This window comes from Algoriphagus limi (assembly GCF_024919275.1).
In the GTDB taxonomy this organism is placed as follows: domain Bacteria; phylum Bacteroidota; class Bacteroidia; order Cytophagales; family Cyclobacteriaceae; genus Algoriphagus; species Algoriphagus limi.
In genome coordinates this window covers 362,229-382,839 of the sequence record NZ_JANWGH010000001.1, presented here as the reverse complement: position 1 = coordinate 382,839, position 20,611 = coordinate 362,229, and the positions used below count along the sequence as shown (strand labels likewise).

Here is a 20,611-nt window from a genome sequence, read left to right as displayed (position 1 = left end):
AAATCATCAAAAGCCAAGGGGTAATACTTCTCTTGGCTTTTGTTCTATTCGATCAATAATCTCTACTTGCTCAAGCGAAAATTGATGAAAAAATTGCCTGAAGACGTAGGCTGTTTCAGGATAGGGAGTCACGGATTTTAATGCAAAGGAATCGTCCTCTTCATTGAGATTTTTGAAACCATAATGAGTCAAAATTCCTTTTTCGAAAACACAAACAGCTTTCTCATTTTCATTTCTACCCTCTAGTTCAATCTTAATAACTCCTTTTCTATCTTGGATTGACTTCAAAAAGTTCTGAACCTTCTCATTGTATTTTTTTGAAGGAATATTTCCTTCACAAGCCCCCTCACATGATTCGTCCATTACACTCCTACAGGTAACAGAACGTAATCCTGAAAGTCTTTGGCATAATTTGAAGCTTTCGGTAGCTTCCTTCAAAAACCCTCTTCCCTCCTCTTGAGAAAAGAATGTCTCAATGGGTTGAAGGTTTTTCTTCAAACGAGCTAATTGAAAACGGGTATACCCATTTCCATCCAAATAAGAATACAATCCCCACAGTGCTTTAGGCTTTTTGATAGCTTGATTATACTTAGGCCAAATCCGTTTGATTTCAAGGGTTTCAAGCAATAAAGCCATGAATTCACTTCCCGTCAATTCCCACCTAATATCTGCAACAGCAGCTTTCAATTCTTGTTTTTGAGGATAGTACAAATTCCCTGAAAAATGGGATCGAAAACGCTCCTGAATATTTATCGCTTTCCCCACATAAATGACCTTACCATGGGAATCAAGCATGTAATATACACCACATGACTTTGGAAGATCTGAATATTTATGGGAAGGAAAATTGGGAGGAAGAAATCGGAAGGAGTTTTTTGACTTTAAAAATCCTCTGACAGTTTCAGGTTGAAACTTAAGCATTTGATCAAAGAGGATGGCCGTAGCCTTGGCATCACCCATAGCTCTATGTCTAGCCTCAATTGGTATTTTTTTGGCTTCACAAACCCTTCCCAAACTATAAGAACTAAGGCCGGGAAACACTTTTCGGGCAAGCCTAACTGTGCATAATTTTGCATTTGTCAAGTCCTTTCCAAGTGAAGAAAAGGCTGTTTTCAAAAAACCAAAATCAAAATTGACCTGATGGGCTACGAAAACTCTACCTTCCAATAATCCCCATATTTTGTCAGCTACCTCTTCAAAATAGGGTGCATTTCTTACCATTTCAGAATCAATCCCCGTTAATCCAGTAATATATGCTGGTATAGACTGCCTTGGGTTTAGCAAGGTCTGAAAGGTTTCAGTTATCTCTTCACCATTATGAATCAGGACGGCTATTTCAGTAATTCCTCCTGACCTACTGTCGCCTCCTGTCGTTTCAATATCAACTATCGCAAATTCCACATCATAATTTAGCTAATTGATATCTCATTGGAAGGTTCTTGACAGAAAAGGTCAAATTCTATGTCCTGATATAAGCAGCAATTAACTTTTCAGCACATCGCTCTCCATCCATTGCAGCTGAAACTATTCCTCCGGCATATCCGGCCCCCTCTCCACATGGGAAAAGACGTTTTATTTGAGTGTGTTCAAAAGTTTCTCGATCTCTTGGGATACGAACGGGAGAAGATGTTCGGCTTTCCACACCAATCAATTGTGCATCATTCGTTAAATATCCCTTCATTTTTTTCCCAAAAGCCTGGAAAGCATCAACCATTCGATTTGAAATAAAATCAGGTAAAAACTCTCTCATCTCTACAGAATTTAAACCTGGTTGATAAGAAGTGTCCAGCAATCGATTACTGACTTTTCGCTGCATAAAATCCATCATTCGTTGAGCTGGAGCAGTTTGAGTTTGTCCCCCGAGTTCCCAAGCCTTTTTTTCAATATCTTCTTGAAAATGCATTGCAGCCAAAGGACCATATTTTCGATACTCGGGTAAATCTTCTAATTCGACGGCCACAACCATTCCTGAATTAGCAAACTTACTATCTCTTCGACTTGGACTCATCCCATTCACAACCAACTCTCCGGGAGCTGTAGCAGCTGGAACGATAAACCCTCCAGGACACATACAAAAGCTAAAAACCCCTCGCTGCTTTCCCTTAAAATAAGTTTGCTGAACCAATGAATAAGAAGAAGCGGGCAAATAGGGTCCTCTATCCACTTCACAATGGTATTGGATACGGTCAATGAGATTTTGTGCATGCTCAATTCTGACACCCAAAGCAAAAGGTTTTGCTTCAATCAAAATTTCCCTTTTGTGAAGCAAACTAAAAATATCTCTCGCGGAATGGCCCGTTGCTAAAATCACCCCAAGACCTTCAAACTTGTCTCCATGCTGAGAAATCACCCCTTTTAATTCACCTTTTTGGATGATAAAATCCTCCACTCGGGTTTCAAAATGAATCTCTCCACCAGCATTTAAAATTGTTTCCCTAAGCTTTGTGACTACTTGAGGCAATTTATTGGTTCCGATATGAGGGTGAGCATCCACCAATATTTCCTCTGTGGCTCCATGATCCACCAGGATTTCTAAAATTCGGCGGATATCTCCTCTTTTTTTGGAGCGGGTATATAATTTTCCATCCGAATAAGTACCTGCACCTCCTTCACCAAAACAGTAATTAGAATCTGGATTTACAACATGAGCTTTATTAATAGCCGCTAAATCTCGTCTTCTGGCTCGAACATCCTTCCCTCTTTCAAGAATAATTGGCTTTACTCCCAATTCGATAGCCCGCAAACCAGCAAATAAACCTGCAGGCCCGGCCCCAACAATAATTATTGGATCAGAATTTCTTACCGAATTATAGTGGTATTCATTCTCAATCCTAGGACTAGGATTCTCATTTAAAAAGACTTCAGCCTCTACAATTACTTTCACTCGCCTTCCCCGAGCATCAATAGAACGTCGATTTTGCCTAACAAATACGCCCGAGGTATCAGAGGGAATTCCAGCTTTTTGATGTGCAACTTCCTTAAAAAGATCCGGATCATAAGCTTCTACCGGATCGAGCTGAAGATTTAATATTTTTTTCATCGTAAGGGTTCTATCCTTAAATTATTTACAAAGGTAGATAGAATTCCATTCTCAATAGAATTGAAGTTAAATAATAAAAAAAGCCACCAAAATTGGTGGCCTACATTTTAAATCTATTGTTAACAAAATCAATTCATTCGATCCAATACCTCAAATCTAGATGAGTTAGAGATAAACTCTGGGACGATCGTTTTTAAATGCCCTACCAGTTCATTTTCAGAATTTTTCAAAACAATGCTTTGGAAAAGCTCAACTTGCCCATCAATCTTGTGGTAGGCGGAAGGCAAAACTTGGGCAATTTTGATTTTTGGATGATGGGTGATTTTAACTGTTTCAAAATCATTTAATAATTCCTCATACAATTTTTCACCTTCCCGAAGTCCAGTAAATGTGATTTTGATATCCTCTTCTTCTTTCTTGCCTGAAAGCTGTATCATCTTTTTTGCCAAGTCAAGAATCTTAACTGGCTCTCCCATATCGAAAACATAAATTTCTCCTCCATTTCCCATCACTGCAGCCTCTAAAACAAGCTGACAAGCTTCAGGAATTGTCATAAAAAATCTAGTAATCTCCGGATGTGTGACTGTGAGAGGACCTCCATGTAAAATTTGCTTTTTAAACAACGGAATTACAGACCCATTGGAACCTAATACATTTCCAAAACGAGTAGTTATGAATTTAGTATGATACTTTTTATGGTTTACTTCTAAATATTCATTCAAGGCCTGAACATACATTTCTGCAGCTCTTTTGCTAGCGCCCATTACATTGGTTGGGTTAACGGCTTTGTCCGTAGAAACAAAAACGAACTTGTCAACCTGCGCAAGCACTGAAAGATCAGCTAGAATCTTTGTTCCTATCACATTGGATTGAATTGCCTCCTCAGGATAATTTTCCATCATCGGCACATGCTTGTAAGCTGCTGCATGAAAAACAACCTGTGGTTTGAAAGCCTTAAAAATCTCTTTCATTTTTCGCTTATTGCGAACGTCACCCAAAACAATTTTTATTGGACAAGCCCCATAATTCTCCTTAAACTCATTTTCAATGTCATAAAGAGCAGACTCTGCTATATCCAGCATGATCAAGAGCTTTGGATGATAATGGGAAATTTGACGGCAAAGCTCACTTCCAATTGATCCAGCAGCTCCAGTCACTAAAACCACTTTCCCCATTAAATCCTCTTGAATTCTTGGGTTATCCAAAATAATTGGTTCTCTTGACAATAAGTCTTCAATTTTTATTTCTCGAATAGCACCAACGGTAAGCCCCCCATTAATCCACTGATCAACTGGTGGAACAATAGATACAGAAATACCAAGCTTTAGACACTCATCGATTATTTCTCTTTTACGTTTAACATCCAAGTCACGGACTGCAATAATTAACTCAGTAATCCCATACTGTTCTTTAAGTTTAGCCAAAGGCTCAATTCCTTGATAGATTCGTATACCAGCTATGTTTTTACCTTCTTTCTTTGGGTCATCATCTAGAAAGGCAACCGTGTTAAATTTGCTATTACTATCTCTTTTTATCGCTTCCTGAGCAATAAGACCCGACTCCCCAGCACCAAAAATTACCCCATGTTTTTGTTCTCGGCTAATAAAACCATTCTTCAAGTAATCGAACAATTCTTTTACCAACAATCGATAAAAGATAAGCATGAACAAGGAAGAAAGACTGGCAATGATTAATACTGATGTAGGCAATAAAAACCGGTCATTCAAGAAATTCCCGTGGAAAAAATTAAGGAATAGAAATAATACAAAGTTGATCAGTACCGTTTTAAAGATATTGGAACCGTCTTTAAAACCGGTATGTCGAACAATACCCTCATAACTTCGAGTATTCTGCATTACCAACAGTCCCCCTATCATAAAGGTAAAACTTCCAGCAACAGCATCGTTTTGTTCGATTAGAGCAAGCTCAAAATTGAATCGTACCAAATAGCCAAATAAGGCACAATGGAATAAAATTAAAGAATCTAGAGTGGCTATTATCCATCTAGGAAGGATTTTTAACCTGGTTAAAAAATTCATAGTAGATATTTCTTCAAATGGAATGATTTATAAAATCTACGATTAAAATTAAATCATGGCAAAATAAGACATTTTAACCATTACAACAAAATAAACTTAGGTAAATAAGAGATGAATCCAATTTTATTTTGCATTTTTTTTATAAAGATCAATTTATAATGGATTTTGAACAAATTATGCTTGACGAAATAAGTAAATATTATTTTTCGATTAAGCTTTTCTTATGGCTTTGTTCTATTTTTCCTTGATTATCAGTTCCTTGGAACTTCCCCATACTCACATGCCCTTGCTGAGAAACACCTTTTCCCCTGATTACATTAAAAAATGTGATAAACAATATTTTTAAATCTAGCCACAAGCTCAAATTATTCACATACCAAACATCCAATTCAAATTTTTCTTCCCATGAAATCGTATTTCTTCCATTTATCTGAGCCCAGCCAGTTATTCCAGGTAGGACATTGTGCCGTTTTAATTGCTTTGAGTTATAGAGTGGTAAATATTCAACCAGAAGTGGTCTTGGCCCAACCAAACTCATCTCTCCTCGCAGAATATTAATTAATTGAGGAATTTCATCTAATGAACTTTTTCTGATTAATCTCCCTAAAAATGTAATTCGCTCGGCATCTGATAGGAGATTTCCTATTTCATCTCTTTTATCGGACATGGTTTTAAACTTAAAAATCTTAAAAATTTGACCATTTTTCCCAGGTCTGTCCTGCTTAAAAAAAGGTTTTCCACCATGTTCAAAACTGAGAATTACAAATAATAATAAAAAAACAGGAAATAAGATTATGAACATAAGGGAGGCGAGAATTAAATCAAGAACCCGCTTACCAATACTCCGATAGCTCACTTTTAAAATGTTTTTGCCAACTCTTTAAATAGAATCTCTACTATTTTCTCCTGATCCTCATAATTGAGATCTGTTGAGCTAGGCAAGCAAATCCCTTTGCGGAATAAATCCTGAGATACTGAGCCACCAAAAAATTGAATTTCTTTAAAAACTGGCTGAAGGTGAAGAGGTTTCCATAAGAACCTAGACTCAATCCCATTTTTCATTAAAGAAATTCGCAATTGGTCATTTGAAAAACCTGTTACACTTTCATCTATCAAAATAGCTGTCAACCAAAAATTGGATCTTGCTTCATTAATTTCATTTTGGAATGAAATCCCGGGAATATTTGACAATAGCTCTCTGTAAGTTGAGTTTATTTGTCTCCTCTTTTCAATGAATCCCTCCAATTGCTCTAATTGAGCTAATCCTATGGCAGCACTGAGATTATTCATTTTATAATTGTATCCAATCTCTAAATGCTGGTAATAGGGTAAATCTTCTCTGGCTTGAGTGGATAAATATTTAGCTTTTTGAATAAGTGCAGTACTGTTGGAAATAAGGGCTCCGCCACCACCTGCCGACAATATTTTATTTCCATTAAAAGAAAATACCCCGATTTCTCCTAGAGTGCCACAATATTTACCCTCATACTGACTACCAACTGCTTCCGCAGCATCTTCTAAAACAGGAATTTGATATTTTCTTGCAATAGCTAAGATTTCATTCATTTTGGCAGGCATACCAAAAAGGTGAACCAAAACAATTGCCTTCGGCTTTTTGCCATTAGCTAAACGGTTCAAAATGGCATCCTCTAATAATTCAGGGGAGAGATTCCAAGTATCAGGTTCACTGTCAATAAAAACAGGCTTTGCTCCTAAATAGATGACTGGATTAGCTGATGCACAAAATGTAAAGGATTGACAAAGCACCTCATCACCTTTTCCAACTCCCAAAAGAACTAGGGCTAAATGCAAGGAACTAGTCCCTGAATTCAAAGCTACAATCTGGTGTGTCTTGAGTCTTTTATTAAATTTTTCCTCGAAACGATCTATAAACTCCCCATTTGTTGCCAACATGCCTGAATGAATAGCTTGCCTTGAATAAGCCATTTCATTCCCAAAAAAGGTTGGCGAAGAAAGTTTATAATAAAAAGACATTAAACGATAAAGAAATTTTACTAAACATAATTTTTTATCTTACAAAAACCCAACCAAAATTCGAAAACAGCAACGAAGTAAAAAATTTAAGAATAGGATTAATTGTAATTGATAGTATTATTTTCAAAATCCTTGGGGTCAATTTTAACACTTTTTTGACCATCCTCTTTTTGAATATAACTTTTTGATAAATCTAAAATCCGGGGTTCATTAGCCACTTTTTTCTTGACATACCTTACTGCAATTCGATCTAAGCGATATCCCAAAATCAATACAATTGCAGAAATAGTTGGAAGCACTATATGATCCGAAAAATTAATTAATACTAGTGTGGTAGAGATAACTATTAATTGAACTAAAGCTAGTACTAAGGTTACTTGGTTATGCTTTAACCCCATTCTCAATAAGAAATGATGCACATGGCTTTTATCAGGAGTCATCGGTCCTTGCCCCCTTCGAATTCTTCTCGTAAATACACGAGCCATGTCATATAACGGAAAAATCATCAATGCGATACCAGTTGAAAATGTCGGTTCAAAACGCCAAGAGGCATCATCAGGTAGCGCCGCATTAAATTCCATAAAAGCAATAACCAAGGTTCCTAGAGTAAACCCCAATGTCAACGAACCAGTATCACCCATAAATATTTTTGCAGGATGCCAATTAAAAAATAGAAAAGCTAAGACTCCGCCAAAAAAACTAAAAGACAGAACTGCAAAACTATCCAATCCTTGGTGTACAAACCAAATCCCTAATAATCCAGAAACAATTAAGCCAGTAGAACCAGCCAAACCATCTATCCCATCAATCAAATTAAAGGCATTAGTCAGAACCAATAATACAAATGCAGAAAAGGTATAAGAGAAAAATAGGTTTAACTCTCCAATACCCAAGAACCCGTGAAAATCTTTTATTCTCACATCTCCCATTACAACTACTAAGACAACGGCAACTAATTGACCCAAAAGTTTGTGGGAAGCCTTCAACTCAACCAAGTCATCTCGTAACCCAACAAAAAACATTAAAGAAATTGCTCCGAGGAGGTACCTAATATCAGGAAGAGGGAATTGCCAGCCCCATATAGCGATACTAACTGCGGCAGCAACAAAAAACCCAATTCCTCCCATTGAAGGAATAAATTTCTTGTGGATTTTTCTACCCCCTGGATGGTCACCAATGCGAGCTCTTTTCAAAACTTTGATGACCGCAGGCATCAATACGAAACCGATAGAAAAAGCGGTAAGGAGAACAAATAAAAATAGCATATCAACACCTATCAATACAATTCAAAATACAATACTTCAAATTTTAAATCCAAATTTTTAACAAATTCTTAATTTTCTTGGCAAAAGAATGATTTTTTTCAAATGCAGAATTTTAAAGACAAGTTGTTTTGCCAAGCACTTGAAATACAAAATTTTTACTTTTTAGTCAAAAAAAAATTTCTCATTTTCTTAAATAAATTTTATTAACCAGCTAATTAAAGCCAAAAACTATACCAAGACTAAAAACAATCAATTGATTACTTTTCGTTTTTATTAGCAAAACTTGACCTTTATTCCTTCAAATAAACCCTCGTAGAATTTGCACCTAATGTCAGATTTCCTGATGAATTCACTCCATCACCCAGCCCAAAAATCACTTCATTAAAACCTTTTGGTATTTCCAGCGAAACCTCCGATTTCCCAATATTATGAACTACAAATATTTCTTGGTCTCCAGATTTTCGAAAATATGCCATAATAGTTTTTGGGTAATCCTTTTCTGACAAAACCAAATCGCCTATTGCGAGAGCAGGATAGGAATTTCGTAGAGAAATAAGTGTCTTGTAATGATTAAAGTAACTTTTCGGATCTTCCTTTTGAAGAGATAATGGTTCGACCTTCCCATCCACGCTGTATATAGGCTCGATCCAAGTAGCTCGTCCAGAATCTTTCTCTTTTTCTTCCCAGAGAAACGGCTCACGGATATGCTCATCAGGCTTAAGCCCTTTCATTCCAATTTCCTCTCCGTAATATAAATAAGGAGCACCAGGCATAGTCAATAAGATACTAATCGCCTGTTTATACTTTTCTGGATCACTTCCCAATTCATTTAGTAATCGAGGCTGATCATGATTGGAAGATATGGTGGCATCAATAAATTCAGGAGTAATTTCTTGGTAGAAGTCCAAAATTTCCTTCTGTTTTTTTGCGAGCAACATTCCATTCTCCTCCTTAAAAGTCTCTAACAATGTATAATGGAAATCAAAGTTGAATAAGGCAGGCAAACCCGGAAGGTAGGGTGCTACAATTTCCTTTTTATCATAAACCTCACCTACTAAATAAACATCAGGCTTAATAGCCTCCATTTTGGCTCTAAATTCCCTCCAAAACTCGTGATTATCCGCCGGCCTATCGTCAGGAAAAATATGCTTAGCGGCATCTAAGCGAAATCCATCCACTCCAACTTCCTCCAACCAGAATCGTCCAATCTCGTAAATCTCCTCACGCACTTTTGGATTGTCAAAATTCAAATCGGGCATGCCTCCCCAGAAAAATCCATAATAATAATCCTCTCCGAATCCTGGATCATGCCATTGACGAATATTATCCGAGTCTAGAGTAATTACTTTTTTATTTAAAAAATCAGCAATAGTATCTTTCTGGGCCCAAACATAATAATCTCGGTATGGATTATCTCTTCCTTTTTTAGATTCCAAAAACCAAGGATGCTCAGTAGAAGTATGATTGATAATCATATCAATCACGATTTTTATATCGCGCTTATGTGCCTCATCTAAAAGCCTCTTAAAGTCATCCATGGTCCCATAATCGGGATGGACTGCTTTATAGTCGGTCACATCATATTTATGGTAAGTTGGTGAAGGCATAATGGGCATAAACCATACAGCATTCGCTCCCAATTCCTTTACATAATCCAACTTTTCCGTCACCCCAATAAAATCTCCAATTCCATCACCATTTGAGTCATAAAAAGATTGTACAAAAATCTCATAGGTTACTCCCGCTTTTGGCCAATAGTTTTTTACCTCGGGCTTCTCTTTTTGATTACAAGATTCAAGTACCACTACTGCCAATATCAAGAGGTTTAGAATGGAAAAATTTCTCATAGAAATAAAGGTTTAATGGAAAAAGAAAAGCCACTGTTTCAAGTGACTTTTCTCTCTTTTCTTACTTCGTAAATTAGTTTCTATTGATTGCATTGAGCATATCGAAAGCCATTTCAAGGCGCTTCACAAAATTCTCTTCGCCTTTTCGGAGCCAAGCTCGTGGATCATAATATTTTTTATTCGGACTATCCGGGCCATCAGGATTACCTAATTGGCTTTGAAGATAAGCTTCATTTTTCTTGTAATAATTCAAGACTCCTTCCCAGGTAGCCCATTGCATATCCGTATCGATATTCATTTTAATAGAACCATAAGAATTCGCTTCACGAATTTCTTCAACTGAAGAACCTGACCCACCATGGAACACGAAATTCAAAGGCTTACCTGTAGTTCCATATTTTTTATTGATATATTCCTGCGAATTTTTCAAAATGATCGGCTTCAAGCTCACATTGCCTGGCTTGTAAACTCCGTGAACATTTCCAAAAGCAGCGGCAATCGTGAACAAATCCCCGATTTGCTTCAAATGCTCATAAGCGTAAGCAACCTCCTCAGGTTGTGTATAAAGCTTAGAAGAATCCACATCAGTATTATCAACTCCATCTTCCTCTCCACCAGTAACTCCAAGTTCAATTTCAATTGCCATTTGCAAACGCTCCATCTTTTTGAAGTAAGAGCAGGAAATTTCAACGTTTTCCTCAAGTGGCTCCTCAGAAAGATCTAACATGTGAGAGCTGAACAATGGTTTACCATGGGCGTCATAGTGAGCCTGACCAGCTTCAAGCAATCCGTCAATCCAAGGCAATAGTTTTTTAGCGGCATGGTCAGTATGCAGAATTACTGGCACCCCATAGGCCTCAGCCATTTGATGTACATGGTGAGCGCCTGAAATTGCACCGGCGATACTTGCCTGCTGTTTATCATTTGGCAAACTCTTTCCTGCGAAAAACTGAGCTCCTCCATTAGAAAATTGAATAATTACAGGAGAGTTTACTTTTTTAGCTGTTTCCAAAACCGCATTGATGGAATTGGTTCCAATCACGTTTACAGCAGGAAATGCAAATTCATTTTCTTTTGCGTAGGCGTACAGGTCTCGTAATTCCTGTCCGTATTTTACTCCAGGTTTAAATTTCATGTCTGAGATAGGTTTGTTTACTTTTTAATAAAGCGCTGATGTAGCACTCGTCTGTTATCAAACGCTTCAAAGATATAAATCCCATTTTTAAAATTACCCAAATCAAATTCTAAATTATTTTGAATTTGGGATTGCTGACCGGAAAGCATCAATCTACCGCTAATATCAATTATGCGATAATTAGCAGCAGTCATCCCTTCCGGAAATTGCACATTCAATTTTCCCGATGTCGGATTTGGGAAAACTTTAAATTCATCTTGTGAAATTTGTTCATCAAGAATAGAGGTCACATAATCCTCTTGAAGGATTCCCTGCTCTGGTGTCGGTAAAGGCTCCGAAGTGAACAAATAAAATTCAGAAGGCCGGAAACTAAAATTGACAGAAGAGCCACTTACTTGGAGTTCTTCTCCAGTAAAGTAGTTGTACCAAGTGCCTGGATTAGGAAAAGCAACCGGGACATTCCCAACATTTCCAACCCCGAAATTCCCATGCATCACCACATCTAAATCCGGATGTTCCAAAATAATGGACTTAACTCCTCCACTAAGATTCAGAGTGGTTTTTTCTGGATTATTGAACACCTCATTACCTTTTTTAAGCTGAATCATTTCTTGATAAAGCTTAAAAAGTCTCTCCCGTTGCGGGTCATTTAAATAGTTCCATCGGGTCGGTTTGATGCCCAATCGATCATTGTTTAATTCTTCATCATACCCAAATTCCCCAAATTGCCAGAGCATTTTTGGTCCAGGAATGCCAAAATAGAAAGCCGTTAAAAGTTGATTTCTATTCACTGCGTTTTCCAGCTGCCGAAGATTAATTGGAGAAGTTTTTCCAAAATTTACAGTTTCCCACATAACCCGCTCCTCATCGTGGGATTCTTGATAGGCTACTAAATTCGGATTTTTCCATCCCCTATTTCCATAATAAGCCCAACCGAAATCTCTATTTTCTCCTTTCGCCATTTCCCGGAAATCAAAATTCATATTCCCCCAAAAAAGCAATCCATAATCAGCCAATTCTTTCTCTTCATCATTGGCTGACAAATGTTCCAAAATCACATAAGCATCCGGGTGATGTGACTTTATCCGATCATAAATCCTTTTCCAGATTTTGATTCTACTCGGATCATACTGTGACCAAATCCCCACATCATTTCCTGAATTAACTTGCGTAAATCCTTTACTCAAATCGAATCTAAATCCGTCAAACTTATACTCGGTCAACCAATAATTATTGACTGAATCGACAAAGGCTGCAGTATATTCACTCTCATGGTTGAAATCATAGCCGACATTAAATGGATGTTTGGCCACACGATTGAGCCATGGATTATCCTCAGTTGGCGCTCCGTAGTCTCCGTCATTATAAAGTCTAACAAATGGATTTTGTCCAAAAGCATGATTCAAAACCATATCCAAAATGACCATGATTCCACGCCCATGTGCCTCATCAATTAATTGCTTCAAGCCATTTTTGGTGCCGTAATATTTATCCGGAGCAAAGAAAAAAGAAGGGTTATAACCCCAAGATAAATTACCTTCAAACTCACCAATCGGCATTAATTGAATGGCATTGATTCCTAATTCTTCCAAATAATCCAATCGATCGATAACAGCCTGATAGGTCCGTCGATCATCAAAATCCCTCACTAATAATTCGTAAATGACTAATTCCTCTGGATCAACTTTGGTATAGGTCATGTTTTTCCATTCGTATGGATCCTGAGCTGTTTGTAAAAAAGTAGCTTGAAAATCAGTTTTACCGCTTGGATAAGGTTTCAATCCAGGATATCTGCCTTGTTCAATAATTTCTTGATCATGGAAAGGGTCAGATACCTTATCTGCATAAGGGTCCCCAATTCGAATACTCGTATCAATCAAGTATTGAAAAATATATTCTTGTTTGGGTGTAAGACCAGAAATTTTCAGCCAAAAGATTTCTCCATCTGGAGTTCGCTTCATCTGATATTCCGGAAGAATTTTCCAATCATTAAAATCTCCAATCACATGGGCTATTCGCTTTCCCGGGGCTTGAAGTGCCAATATCACTTCAGTGTCAGAGATATAATTTATTCCAAGTCTGGCGCCTGATGGGAGCTCCTCAACTTCCGAAGGAGCAAAAACATTGATCGTTATTGATTCTGAATCTGTCTCTCCACCCGATGTTGCCTTTGCTGTTAAAGTAAAAGTCCCCGCTTCGCTTGCTATGAATTGATAGTTCAATGAACTTACAGACTCCGCTTTCTCAACTTCAACTCCATCCAATTCAAAGGAAATATCAGCAGTAGCAGAAGTTTCAGCTTTAAAATCAAAACTTTCCCCCACCTCAAGGGAAACTTGACTAGTTGAAGGATTGGTAATATTAACTGTAAACCCTTGAGCTAAGTCTACAAAAAAATCACCATTGGCAGAGGTTTTTCCCTCTTTGCTACCATCAGCATTTCTAAAAACCAAACCCAATCGATAAATGGTCAGTCCATTGGGATTCTCAAAAAATTCGTTTGGAACCAATTCATAAGTGTAAAGATTACTTTCTCCTTCCACCTTGGTCATTTTAGCTTTGGGATCGGCAGTTCCCCAAGAAAATGGTACAATAGACCAAGTCGTAGACTGAGGGCCTTCTGTTACTGCTCCAACGTGGATGTAAACATCGCAATTACAATCCTTTAACCCAGCAGAACCTTGGGATGCATCATAAATCAACTTGACTGATTGAGATGCATTGGGGACTGCAGGTTCAGTAGTTACCTGAGCTTCAGCCATGGCTCCAAGAAACAACCAGAAAAAGACGAATAATAGCGAGTTTACTCTTTTCATTTAGGTAAATTAATAAAGACAAACCGACTCCAAAAGCAATTGCCTTAAGAGTCGGTTTGATTAAATAGATTGGAAAAAATTAATTTTTTGTCATCGTATACTTCACTTCACTTGGAGTTCGGAAATCCAAGGTAACTGTGTAGTTTCCAGCCTCTGAAACTTTGATATTTGGTCCATCTGCAGTTAGCTCACCATTTGAACCACCGTAGTTAAATCCCCAATCCTGATTTGCACGGAATTTCATTTCACCCACTTTCAAATCAGTCGTGATGGTCAAAACGTTTTCATCTCGGTCAAACTTCATCTTGGTTTCAGCATCCCATCCACCTTCAGTAGCGTCACCAATAATTCCCCAATAAAGCGGATCGCCTAGCGTATAGGTTTTTGCACCCAAATCAACTTTCATGAAGATAGTACCGAATTCAGCCACCTTAATGTTATCACCATCTCTGTCAAGTGTACCATCAGCTCCACTATCTCCATAATTGATATCCCAGCTGTTGGTTTCATTCACCTTGAATTCGCCTGTCCCACCAGGTAATACGTGAACGTAGCCTTCATAAACATTATCAAAATTCACAGACTTCAATACGGTCATTTCATTTTCAGGATTCCATCCCTGATAATCACCAGGAACGTAAATCACAGGAAATTCAACATCTGAATTATATGGTGTAACTGAAAGTGTGACTGTCTCACCATAGATTGGAGAAAGCGGTTGATTAATGCTCGCTTTTACTCTAAAATCAACATCTGTCGGGGTGTCAAACATAGCACCTTTGGACAACAACTCATCATTGATTGCTTCAGCGGTTGACTCGATAATATTGGACGTTGAAGAACCTAATGAAACTGGATTTGCGAAATTTGATCCGGCTAAATCCATCTCTAATTCATAAGTCACTGAACCTGTCATACCAAAATCAGCAGCGGTAACAGTAAAAGGAATCACTTCTTCAGGGTTGTCTGCAGTCAAAACCAAACTTGAACCAGAACTTGGGTTAGCTAAAGTAGAACCTGTCTGAGGAATAATCGGTGGCATTTCATAATTATCACATGCCCACATAGCAGGAATTACAGCTGCAATCCACGCAATTTTTTTGAGAACTTTCATAAGTTTTTTGAGTAATTGTTAATTGATTTGGTTAATCAAATTTTTAAATCAGAATCTCGGAATAATCCAATTGAATGGTGCTTTTTTGTGTTTTCTTTGGAGGGAGTCCCTTGATTCCTTATTAAATATTAAATGTCTGATCGCTTCAAAACAATACTTCGTTGAAAAAAAATAGCCTCTCTTTTGATGCAATCGTTTGCGTTTTCGTTTGCATTCTTAAACTTTTTTTATCGAAAATTTTTGAGCTTTTATGTAATTTCAACGAGTTTGGTAAAATGCTGAATCTTGACTCTCCAAAAAGGCTGGGATTTAGCAAAACTCCCATTCTCGGAATAGTATAATTTATGAAAATAGGACAAGCGACCATTAAGGATATTGCTAGAGAGCTAAATGTCTCCTCCTCAACAGTTTCTAGGGCATTGAAAGATTACCCTGGGATCAGTGATGAGACAAAGCGAAAAGTAAAGGAGTTGGCTGCAAAACTGAATTATCGGCCAAATGCCATTGCCCTCTCCTTACGCAAAAGCAGATCGTTTACTATCGGAGTAATCATACCCGAAGTCGTCCATTTTTTCTTTTCAACAGTAATTTCAGGAATTGAAGAAGTAGCGTATTCGAGAGGGTATAATGTCATTCTTACTCAAACAAATGAAAAGTTTGATCGGGAAAGAAGTAGTATAGAAACCATGCTATCCAATCAAATTGATGGTTTTTTGGTATCCTATTCCAAAGAAACCCAAGAATTTGATCACTTCTCAAATCTTCTTGATCAAGGTTATCCAATAGTATTTTTTGACCGCGTTCCGGACATTCCGAAAGCCATCAATGTAATGGTAGATGACTATCGGGGATCCTATGATGCGGTAAGCCATTTGATCAGACAAGGATACAAACGAATAGTCCATTTGGCCGGCCCAAAAAATCTAACCATAAGTAAAGAGCGAATTCGAGGCTACAAGGATGCTTTAACCGACCATGGCATCCAAGTAGATGAAAATCTAATCGTGGAATGTCCCTTGGGCACCGATGATGAAAGCAGGAAAATCACTGCTGAAATCCTAAAAAGCCCAGCCCAAAAACCAGATGCATTTTTTGGAAATAATGATATGGCTGCTGTAGGAGCCATGATGGCTTGCAGAGATGCTGGACTTAAAGTTCCAGAAGATGTCGGCGTTGTTGGCTTCTCAAACTGGCAATTCTGCTCAATGATTGAACCTGGACTTTCATCAGTTGCTCAGCCAGGATTTCAAATGGGTGCAAAAGCCACAGAAATTCTTTTGGATATCATCGAGAAAAAACTCGATCCCGAACAAATTAATGAGCCAATTACCCTTCCAACCGAGCTTTTGATCCGAAAATCATCGGTTAGGACGAAAAATTGATAAAAATTTGAAAAATTTTATAGGTAAAAGTGCAATCGATTGAATAGTTGAAATTTGATCGAATAACCTATTTTAATTTTTTAGTAGTCCATAAAAATAGCCTTTGGGGGCTTTTAAATCGATTTTTAGGTTTCAGGAAGCTTTCTAACTTAGCATCAATCCTTTGTATGAATTCCCTAAAATTATGCAAATAACCCAACCTTCTTCAACCCACAATCTTTCTAATTCAAGGCATGAGGGTTTAGGACAAATCCAATCTTGGAGCAATGACACTTTTGGAATTGTCGGCAAGGCGACGAATGGATTTTTCAAAATCACAGTTTATAGAGAGAGTATAATTCGCGTCCAAGTTAGTAAGTCGGAAGTTTTTGACTCAAACCCTTACGCAGTAGTATTGGAGCCAACGGCCACTAACTTCAAAACTTCTGAGACAGAACAATTTTTGATTATAGAATCTGAGCTAATTCACCTTTCAATTCAAAAATCCAATTTTGCCATTTGCTTCCGAGATCATTCAGGAAACATCTTAAATGAAGATGATTCTTTAGGAATTGGTTGGCTTGGAACTGAAGTAAATTGCTACAAAAAGGTTCAAAAGGATGAGCATTTCTTGGGATTAGGAGAAAAAACGGGAGGACTTGACCGCCGGGGAAAAGCATTCACCAATTGGAATACGGATTATTTCGGATACGGAATCGATGATGATCCTCTCTACATGAGCATTCCATTTTATTTAGGCACTCATGAGGGAGGTAATTATGGGATATTCTTTGATAATCCTCATAAAAGCGTTTTCAATTTCGGAGCCAGCACCAATCGATTCATGTATTTTGGCGCAGAAGACGGTGATATGGACTATTATTTTGTTCACCGCCCTACCCTCTCCGAAATTATTTCTGATTACACCTACCTGACTGGAAAAATGCAAATGCCACCCAAATGGGCCTTAGGTTTTCAGCAGTGCCGGTATAGCTATTATCCCGCCTCCGAAGTAAAAACATTGGCACAGACATTCCGAGATAAGGATATGCCAGCAGATGTCATTTACTTGGATATTCATCACATGGAAGCCTACAAGGTATTCACTTTTGATGGTGAAAAATTTCCTGATGCCAAAAGCCTTATCAAGGAGCTGAAAAAGAAAGGTTTCCGGGTCGTTGTGATTATGGACCCTGGAATTAAGGCTGAGGAAAATTACACCCCTTATCTTGAAGGAAAAGAAAAAGGCTTATTTGTAAAATATCCTGATGGACAGGAATATCAAGGCCAAGTTTGGCCTGGATGGTGCGCATTCCCTGATTTCACGAAAGAAGAAACTCGAAACTGGTGGGGTGAAAAGATGAAATTTTATCAAGAAGCTGGTGTAGATGGCTATTGGACGGACATGAATGAACCAGCTTCTTGGGGACAATTCACTCCGAATCTTATTGAATTTAGCTTTGAAGGGACTGGAGTTTCTCATCGAAAAGCGAGAAATATCTACGGAATGCAAATGGCACGTAGCGCTCAGGAAGGTGCTATCAAACAACGTAAAAAAGAACGACCATTTATCCTTACACGATCTGGTTATTCAGGAATTCAACGTTATGCAGCCGCTTGGACCGGGGATAATGTTGCCAGCGAGGAACATATGCTTGCTGGTGTACGATTGGTAAATAGTTTGGGAATGAGCGGAGTCGCTTTTTCGGGTTTTGATGTAGGAGGATTTGCCGGTGAGGCAAGCAAGTCGCTCTTTGCTCGATGGATGAGTATTGGAGCTTTCACTCCCCTATTTAGAGCTCATTCGATGATCAATAGTAATGATGCAGAACCTTGGGCTTTTGGAGAAGAAGTGGAGGAAATCTCGAGAAACTACATGAAATTCCGGTATGGAATTTTACCAACTCTCTATTCAAAATTCTATAAAAGTACGGAAGATGGTTTGCCAATTTCCCAAACCTTAGCCATCCATTACCCTTTAGACAAAAAGGTTTATAGCTCCGCTTATCAAAATCAGTTTATTTTCTGCGATGCTTTTTTAGTAGCGCCGGTAGAAAGTACCAAAGAGATTACCAAGGTCTATCTTCCAGAGGGAGGATGGTACTATTTATATTCTGATGAATTTTATTCCGGGTCAAAGGAAATCTATCTGGATTGTCCATTAAATTACCTCCCTGTGATGGTAAAGTCGGGAAGTATTTTCACTATGCAATCATCCGTTTCTCACACAGGTGAACGAAATGACGGAATACTAAGAATCCATGTATATAGAGGAGAAAAAGGAAGTACTTTCGTTCATTACGAAGATGATGGAAATTCCTTTGAATATACTCAAGGAGCCTTTTTCCGGCGAGAAATCAGCTACGATCCAAATCAGAATACCTTGACTTTCAAACAGGCTGAAGGTAACTACCATAGTGATTTTTGTGAGCTTGAGATTTTCTTCCACGGTTTTCAATTTGATTCAGTTCAGGTTAATGGAAAAAATCAAACAGTCATTGAGCAAGATTTTGCTTTCCTAAGCAAACTGACAGAATTTGATCCACTTCCCGAACACGATCATCCTTTTCATGAGATCAAAAATCTCAAAAGCATAAAGATCAAGCACGACAAAAATGAAATTCTGATTTCTGGTCTTCTTTAAGTCAATTAGCCCAAACCCAATATGACCGATCAAAAAAAGCACCTGAGCTTCTGGCAAATCTGGAACATGAGTTTTGGATTCCTAGGTATTCAGTTTGGATTTGCCCTCCAGGGAGGGTTTATGTCCCGGATTTTCCAAACATTGGGAGCAGATAAGGACACCATCCCATTTCTTTGGATTGCAGCTCCTTTAACAGGTTTATTGGTTCAGCCTATCGTTGGTTACCTAAGTGATCGGACTTGGCATCACAAATTTGGGAGAAGAAAACCATTCTTCTTTTTTGGCGCCTTGTTTAGCACCATTGCATTATTCTTAGCACCTTATTCCTCAGCCTTATGGATGGCAGCAGGAGCCTTGTGGATTTTGGACGCCTCTATCAATATTAGCATGGAACCTTTCCGTGCACTAGTTGCTGATAAGCTACCTGATTCTCAGCGATCTTATGGATTTGTAGTCCAAACCTTGATTATCGGTATTGGAACCTGGGTAGCCTCCAATCTTCCATGGCTAATGACTCAATTGGGCGTACCAAATACAGCTCCTGAGGGAGTTGTTCCAGATTCGGTTAAATATGCCTTTGGAATTGGAGCCGTAGTTCTGTTTACCTCCATTCTTTATACCATTTTAACCACTGATGAATATCCTCCCGAGGATTTGGAAGCTTTTCAAAAAGAGAAAGATGCTAATAAAGGCTTTCTAAATGGAGTTAAAGAAATTTTCAAAAATATCGCAGGAATGCCTCCTGTGATGAAAAAACTAGGGGTTGTTCAGTTTTTCTCTTGGTTTGCCTTTTTCACTATGTGGAGCTTTGCTACTCCAGCTATTACGGAGCATGTCTTTGGTGCTACCGACACCACCTCGGAAGCTTATAATAATGCAGCGGACAGTGTTGGGAATTACTTAGGGACTTACGGTCTTGTATCCATGTTTTATGCGCTCATTCTTGCATTTGTAGCTAGCCGAATCCGAATCAACCGAAGACTCCTTCACTTGGCAAGTCTAGTGCTAGGAGGGCTTGGATTCATTTTAATCTACTTCATATCAGAGCCTTGGATGCTACATATTAGCTTTTCTTTAGTAGGAATTGCTTGGGCAAGTATTCTTTCTATGCCATATGCCATGCTCTCCAGCTCTGTAAATCCCAAGAAAATGGGTGTTTATATGGGGATTTTCAACATGTTTATTGTAATACCTCAAATTGTAGCATCCTTGGGAGGAGTAAATTTCCTTTACAAACTTTTATTTGGAGAAGCTGTAATCAACACCATGCTTTTGGCTGGAACCATGCTGATTTTGGCTGGATTGTCTAACTTGCTAATCACTGACAAAAAAGCAATTCACGACTAGTCAATAAC

Annotated in this window: 13 protein-coding genes; 3 read left to right on the top strand and 10 right to left on the bottom strand. The window is 38.1% G+C overall.

The window, feature by feature from the left end:
- Positions 1 to 6: 6 nt before the first annotated feature.
- The 10 genes from NY014_RS01615 to NY014_RS01570 all read right to left on the bottom strand — a co-directional run bounded on the left by NY014_RS01615 (position 7) and on the right by NY014_RS01570 (position 15,251).
- Complete coding sequence (locus tag NY014_RS01615) at positions 7 to 1,401, bottom strand: exonuclease domain-containing protein (protein ID WP_259412783.1); 1,395 nt, start codon at positions 1,399 to 1,401, stop codon at positions 7 to 9.
- A 58-nt stretch (positions 1,402 to 1,459) separates the two neighbouring features.
- Positions 1,460 to 3,040, bottom strand: a complete 1,581-nt coding sequence (locus NY014_RS01610; protein ID WP_259412782.1) for an NAD(P)/FAD-dependent oxidoreductase — start codon at positions 3,038 to 3,040, stop codon at positions 1,460 to 1,462.
- A gap of 128 nt (positions 3,041 to 3,168) precedes the next feature.
- On the bottom strand, positions 3,169 to 5,079 hold the full coding sequence (locus NY014_RS01605) for a polysaccharide biosynthesis protein (RefSeq protein WP_259412781.1): 1,911 nt from the start codon (positions 5,077 to 5,079) through the stop codon (positions 3,169 to 3,171).
- Between the two features lie 199 nt (positions 5,080 to 5,278).
- On the bottom strand, positions 5,279 to 5,935 hold the full coding sequence (locus tag NY014_RS01600; RefSeq protein WP_354003151.1) for a sugar transferase: 657 nt from the start codon (positions 5,933 to 5,935) through the stop codon (positions 5,279 to 5,281).
- A 2-nt stretch (positions 5,936 to 5,937) separates the two neighbouring features.
- Positions 5,938 to 7,074, bottom strand: coding sequence for a DegT/DnrJ/EryC1/StrS family aminotransferase (locus NY014_RS01595; RefSeq protein ID WP_259412780.1), 1,137 nt, complete (start codon positions 7,072 to 7,074; stop codon positions 5,938 to 5,940).
- 98 nt (positions 7,075 to 7,172) lie between these two features.
- On the bottom strand, positions 7,173 to 8,339 hold the full coding sequence (locus NY014_RS01590) for a glycosyltransferase family 4 protein (RefSeq protein ID WP_259412779.1): 1,167 nt from the start codon (positions 8,337 to 8,339) through the stop codon (positions 7,173 to 7,175).
- 290 nt (positions 8,340 to 8,629) lie between these two features.
- On the bottom strand, positions 8,630 to 10,186 hold the full coding sequence (locus tag NY014_RS01585) for an alpha-amylase family glycosyl hydrolase (protein ID WP_259412778.1): 1,557 nt from the start codon (positions 10,184 to 10,186) through the stop codon (positions 8,630 to 8,632).
- Between the two features lie 73 nt (positions 10,187 to 10,259).
- Positions 10,260 to 11,321, bottom strand: coding sequence for a class II fructose-bisphosphate aldolase (fbaA, locus tag NY014_RS01580; protein WP_259412777.1), 1,062 nt, complete (start codon positions 11,319 to 11,321; stop codon positions 10,260 to 10,262).
- A 17-nt stretch (positions 11,322 to 11,338) separates the two neighbouring features.
- Positions 11,339 to 14,137: an alpha-amylase family glycosyl hydrolase gene (locus NY014_RS01575; protein WP_259412776.1), complete on the bottom strand. Its 2,799-nt coding sequence runs from the start codon at positions 14,135 to 14,137 to the stop codon at positions 11,339 to 11,341.
- A gap of 79 nt (positions 14,138 to 14,216) precedes the next feature.
- Positions 14,217 to 15,251, bottom strand: coding sequence for a SusE domain-containing protein (locus NY014_RS01570; protein ID WP_259412775.1), 1,035 nt, complete (start codon positions 15,249 to 15,251; stop codon positions 14,217 to 14,219).
- Between the two features lie 344 nt (positions 15,252 to 15,595).
- Between NY014_RS01570 and NY014_RS01565 the strand changes: the two genes are divergently transcribed.
- The 3 genes from NY014_RS01565 to NY014_RS01555 all read left to right on the top strand — a co-directional run bounded on the left by NY014_RS01565 (position 15,596) and on the right by NY014_RS01555 (position 20,603).
- Positions 15,596 to 16,633 (top strand): LacI family DNA-binding transcriptional regulator, encoded by a 1,038-nt coding sequence (locus NY014_RS01565; protein WP_259412774.1) that lies wholly within the window; start codon positions 15,596 to 15,598, stop codon positions 16,631 to 16,633.
- A gap of 184 nt (positions 16,634 to 16,817) precedes the next feature.
- The gene (locus NY014_RS01560) at positions 16,818 to 19,256 is read left to right on the top strand and encodes a glycoside hydrolase family 31 protein (protein ID WP_259412773.1); all 2,439 of its coding nucleotides are present in this window, start codon (positions 16,818 to 16,820) and stop codon (positions 19,254 to 19,256) included.
- A gap of 21 nt (positions 19,257 to 19,277) precedes the next feature.
- Positions 19,278 to 20,603, top strand: a complete 1,326-nt coding sequence (locus tag NY014_RS01555; RefSeq protein WP_259412772.1) for an MFS transporter — start codon at positions 19,278 to 19,280, stop codon at positions 20,601 to 20,603.
- Positions 20,604 to 20,611: the final 8 nt, after the last annotated feature.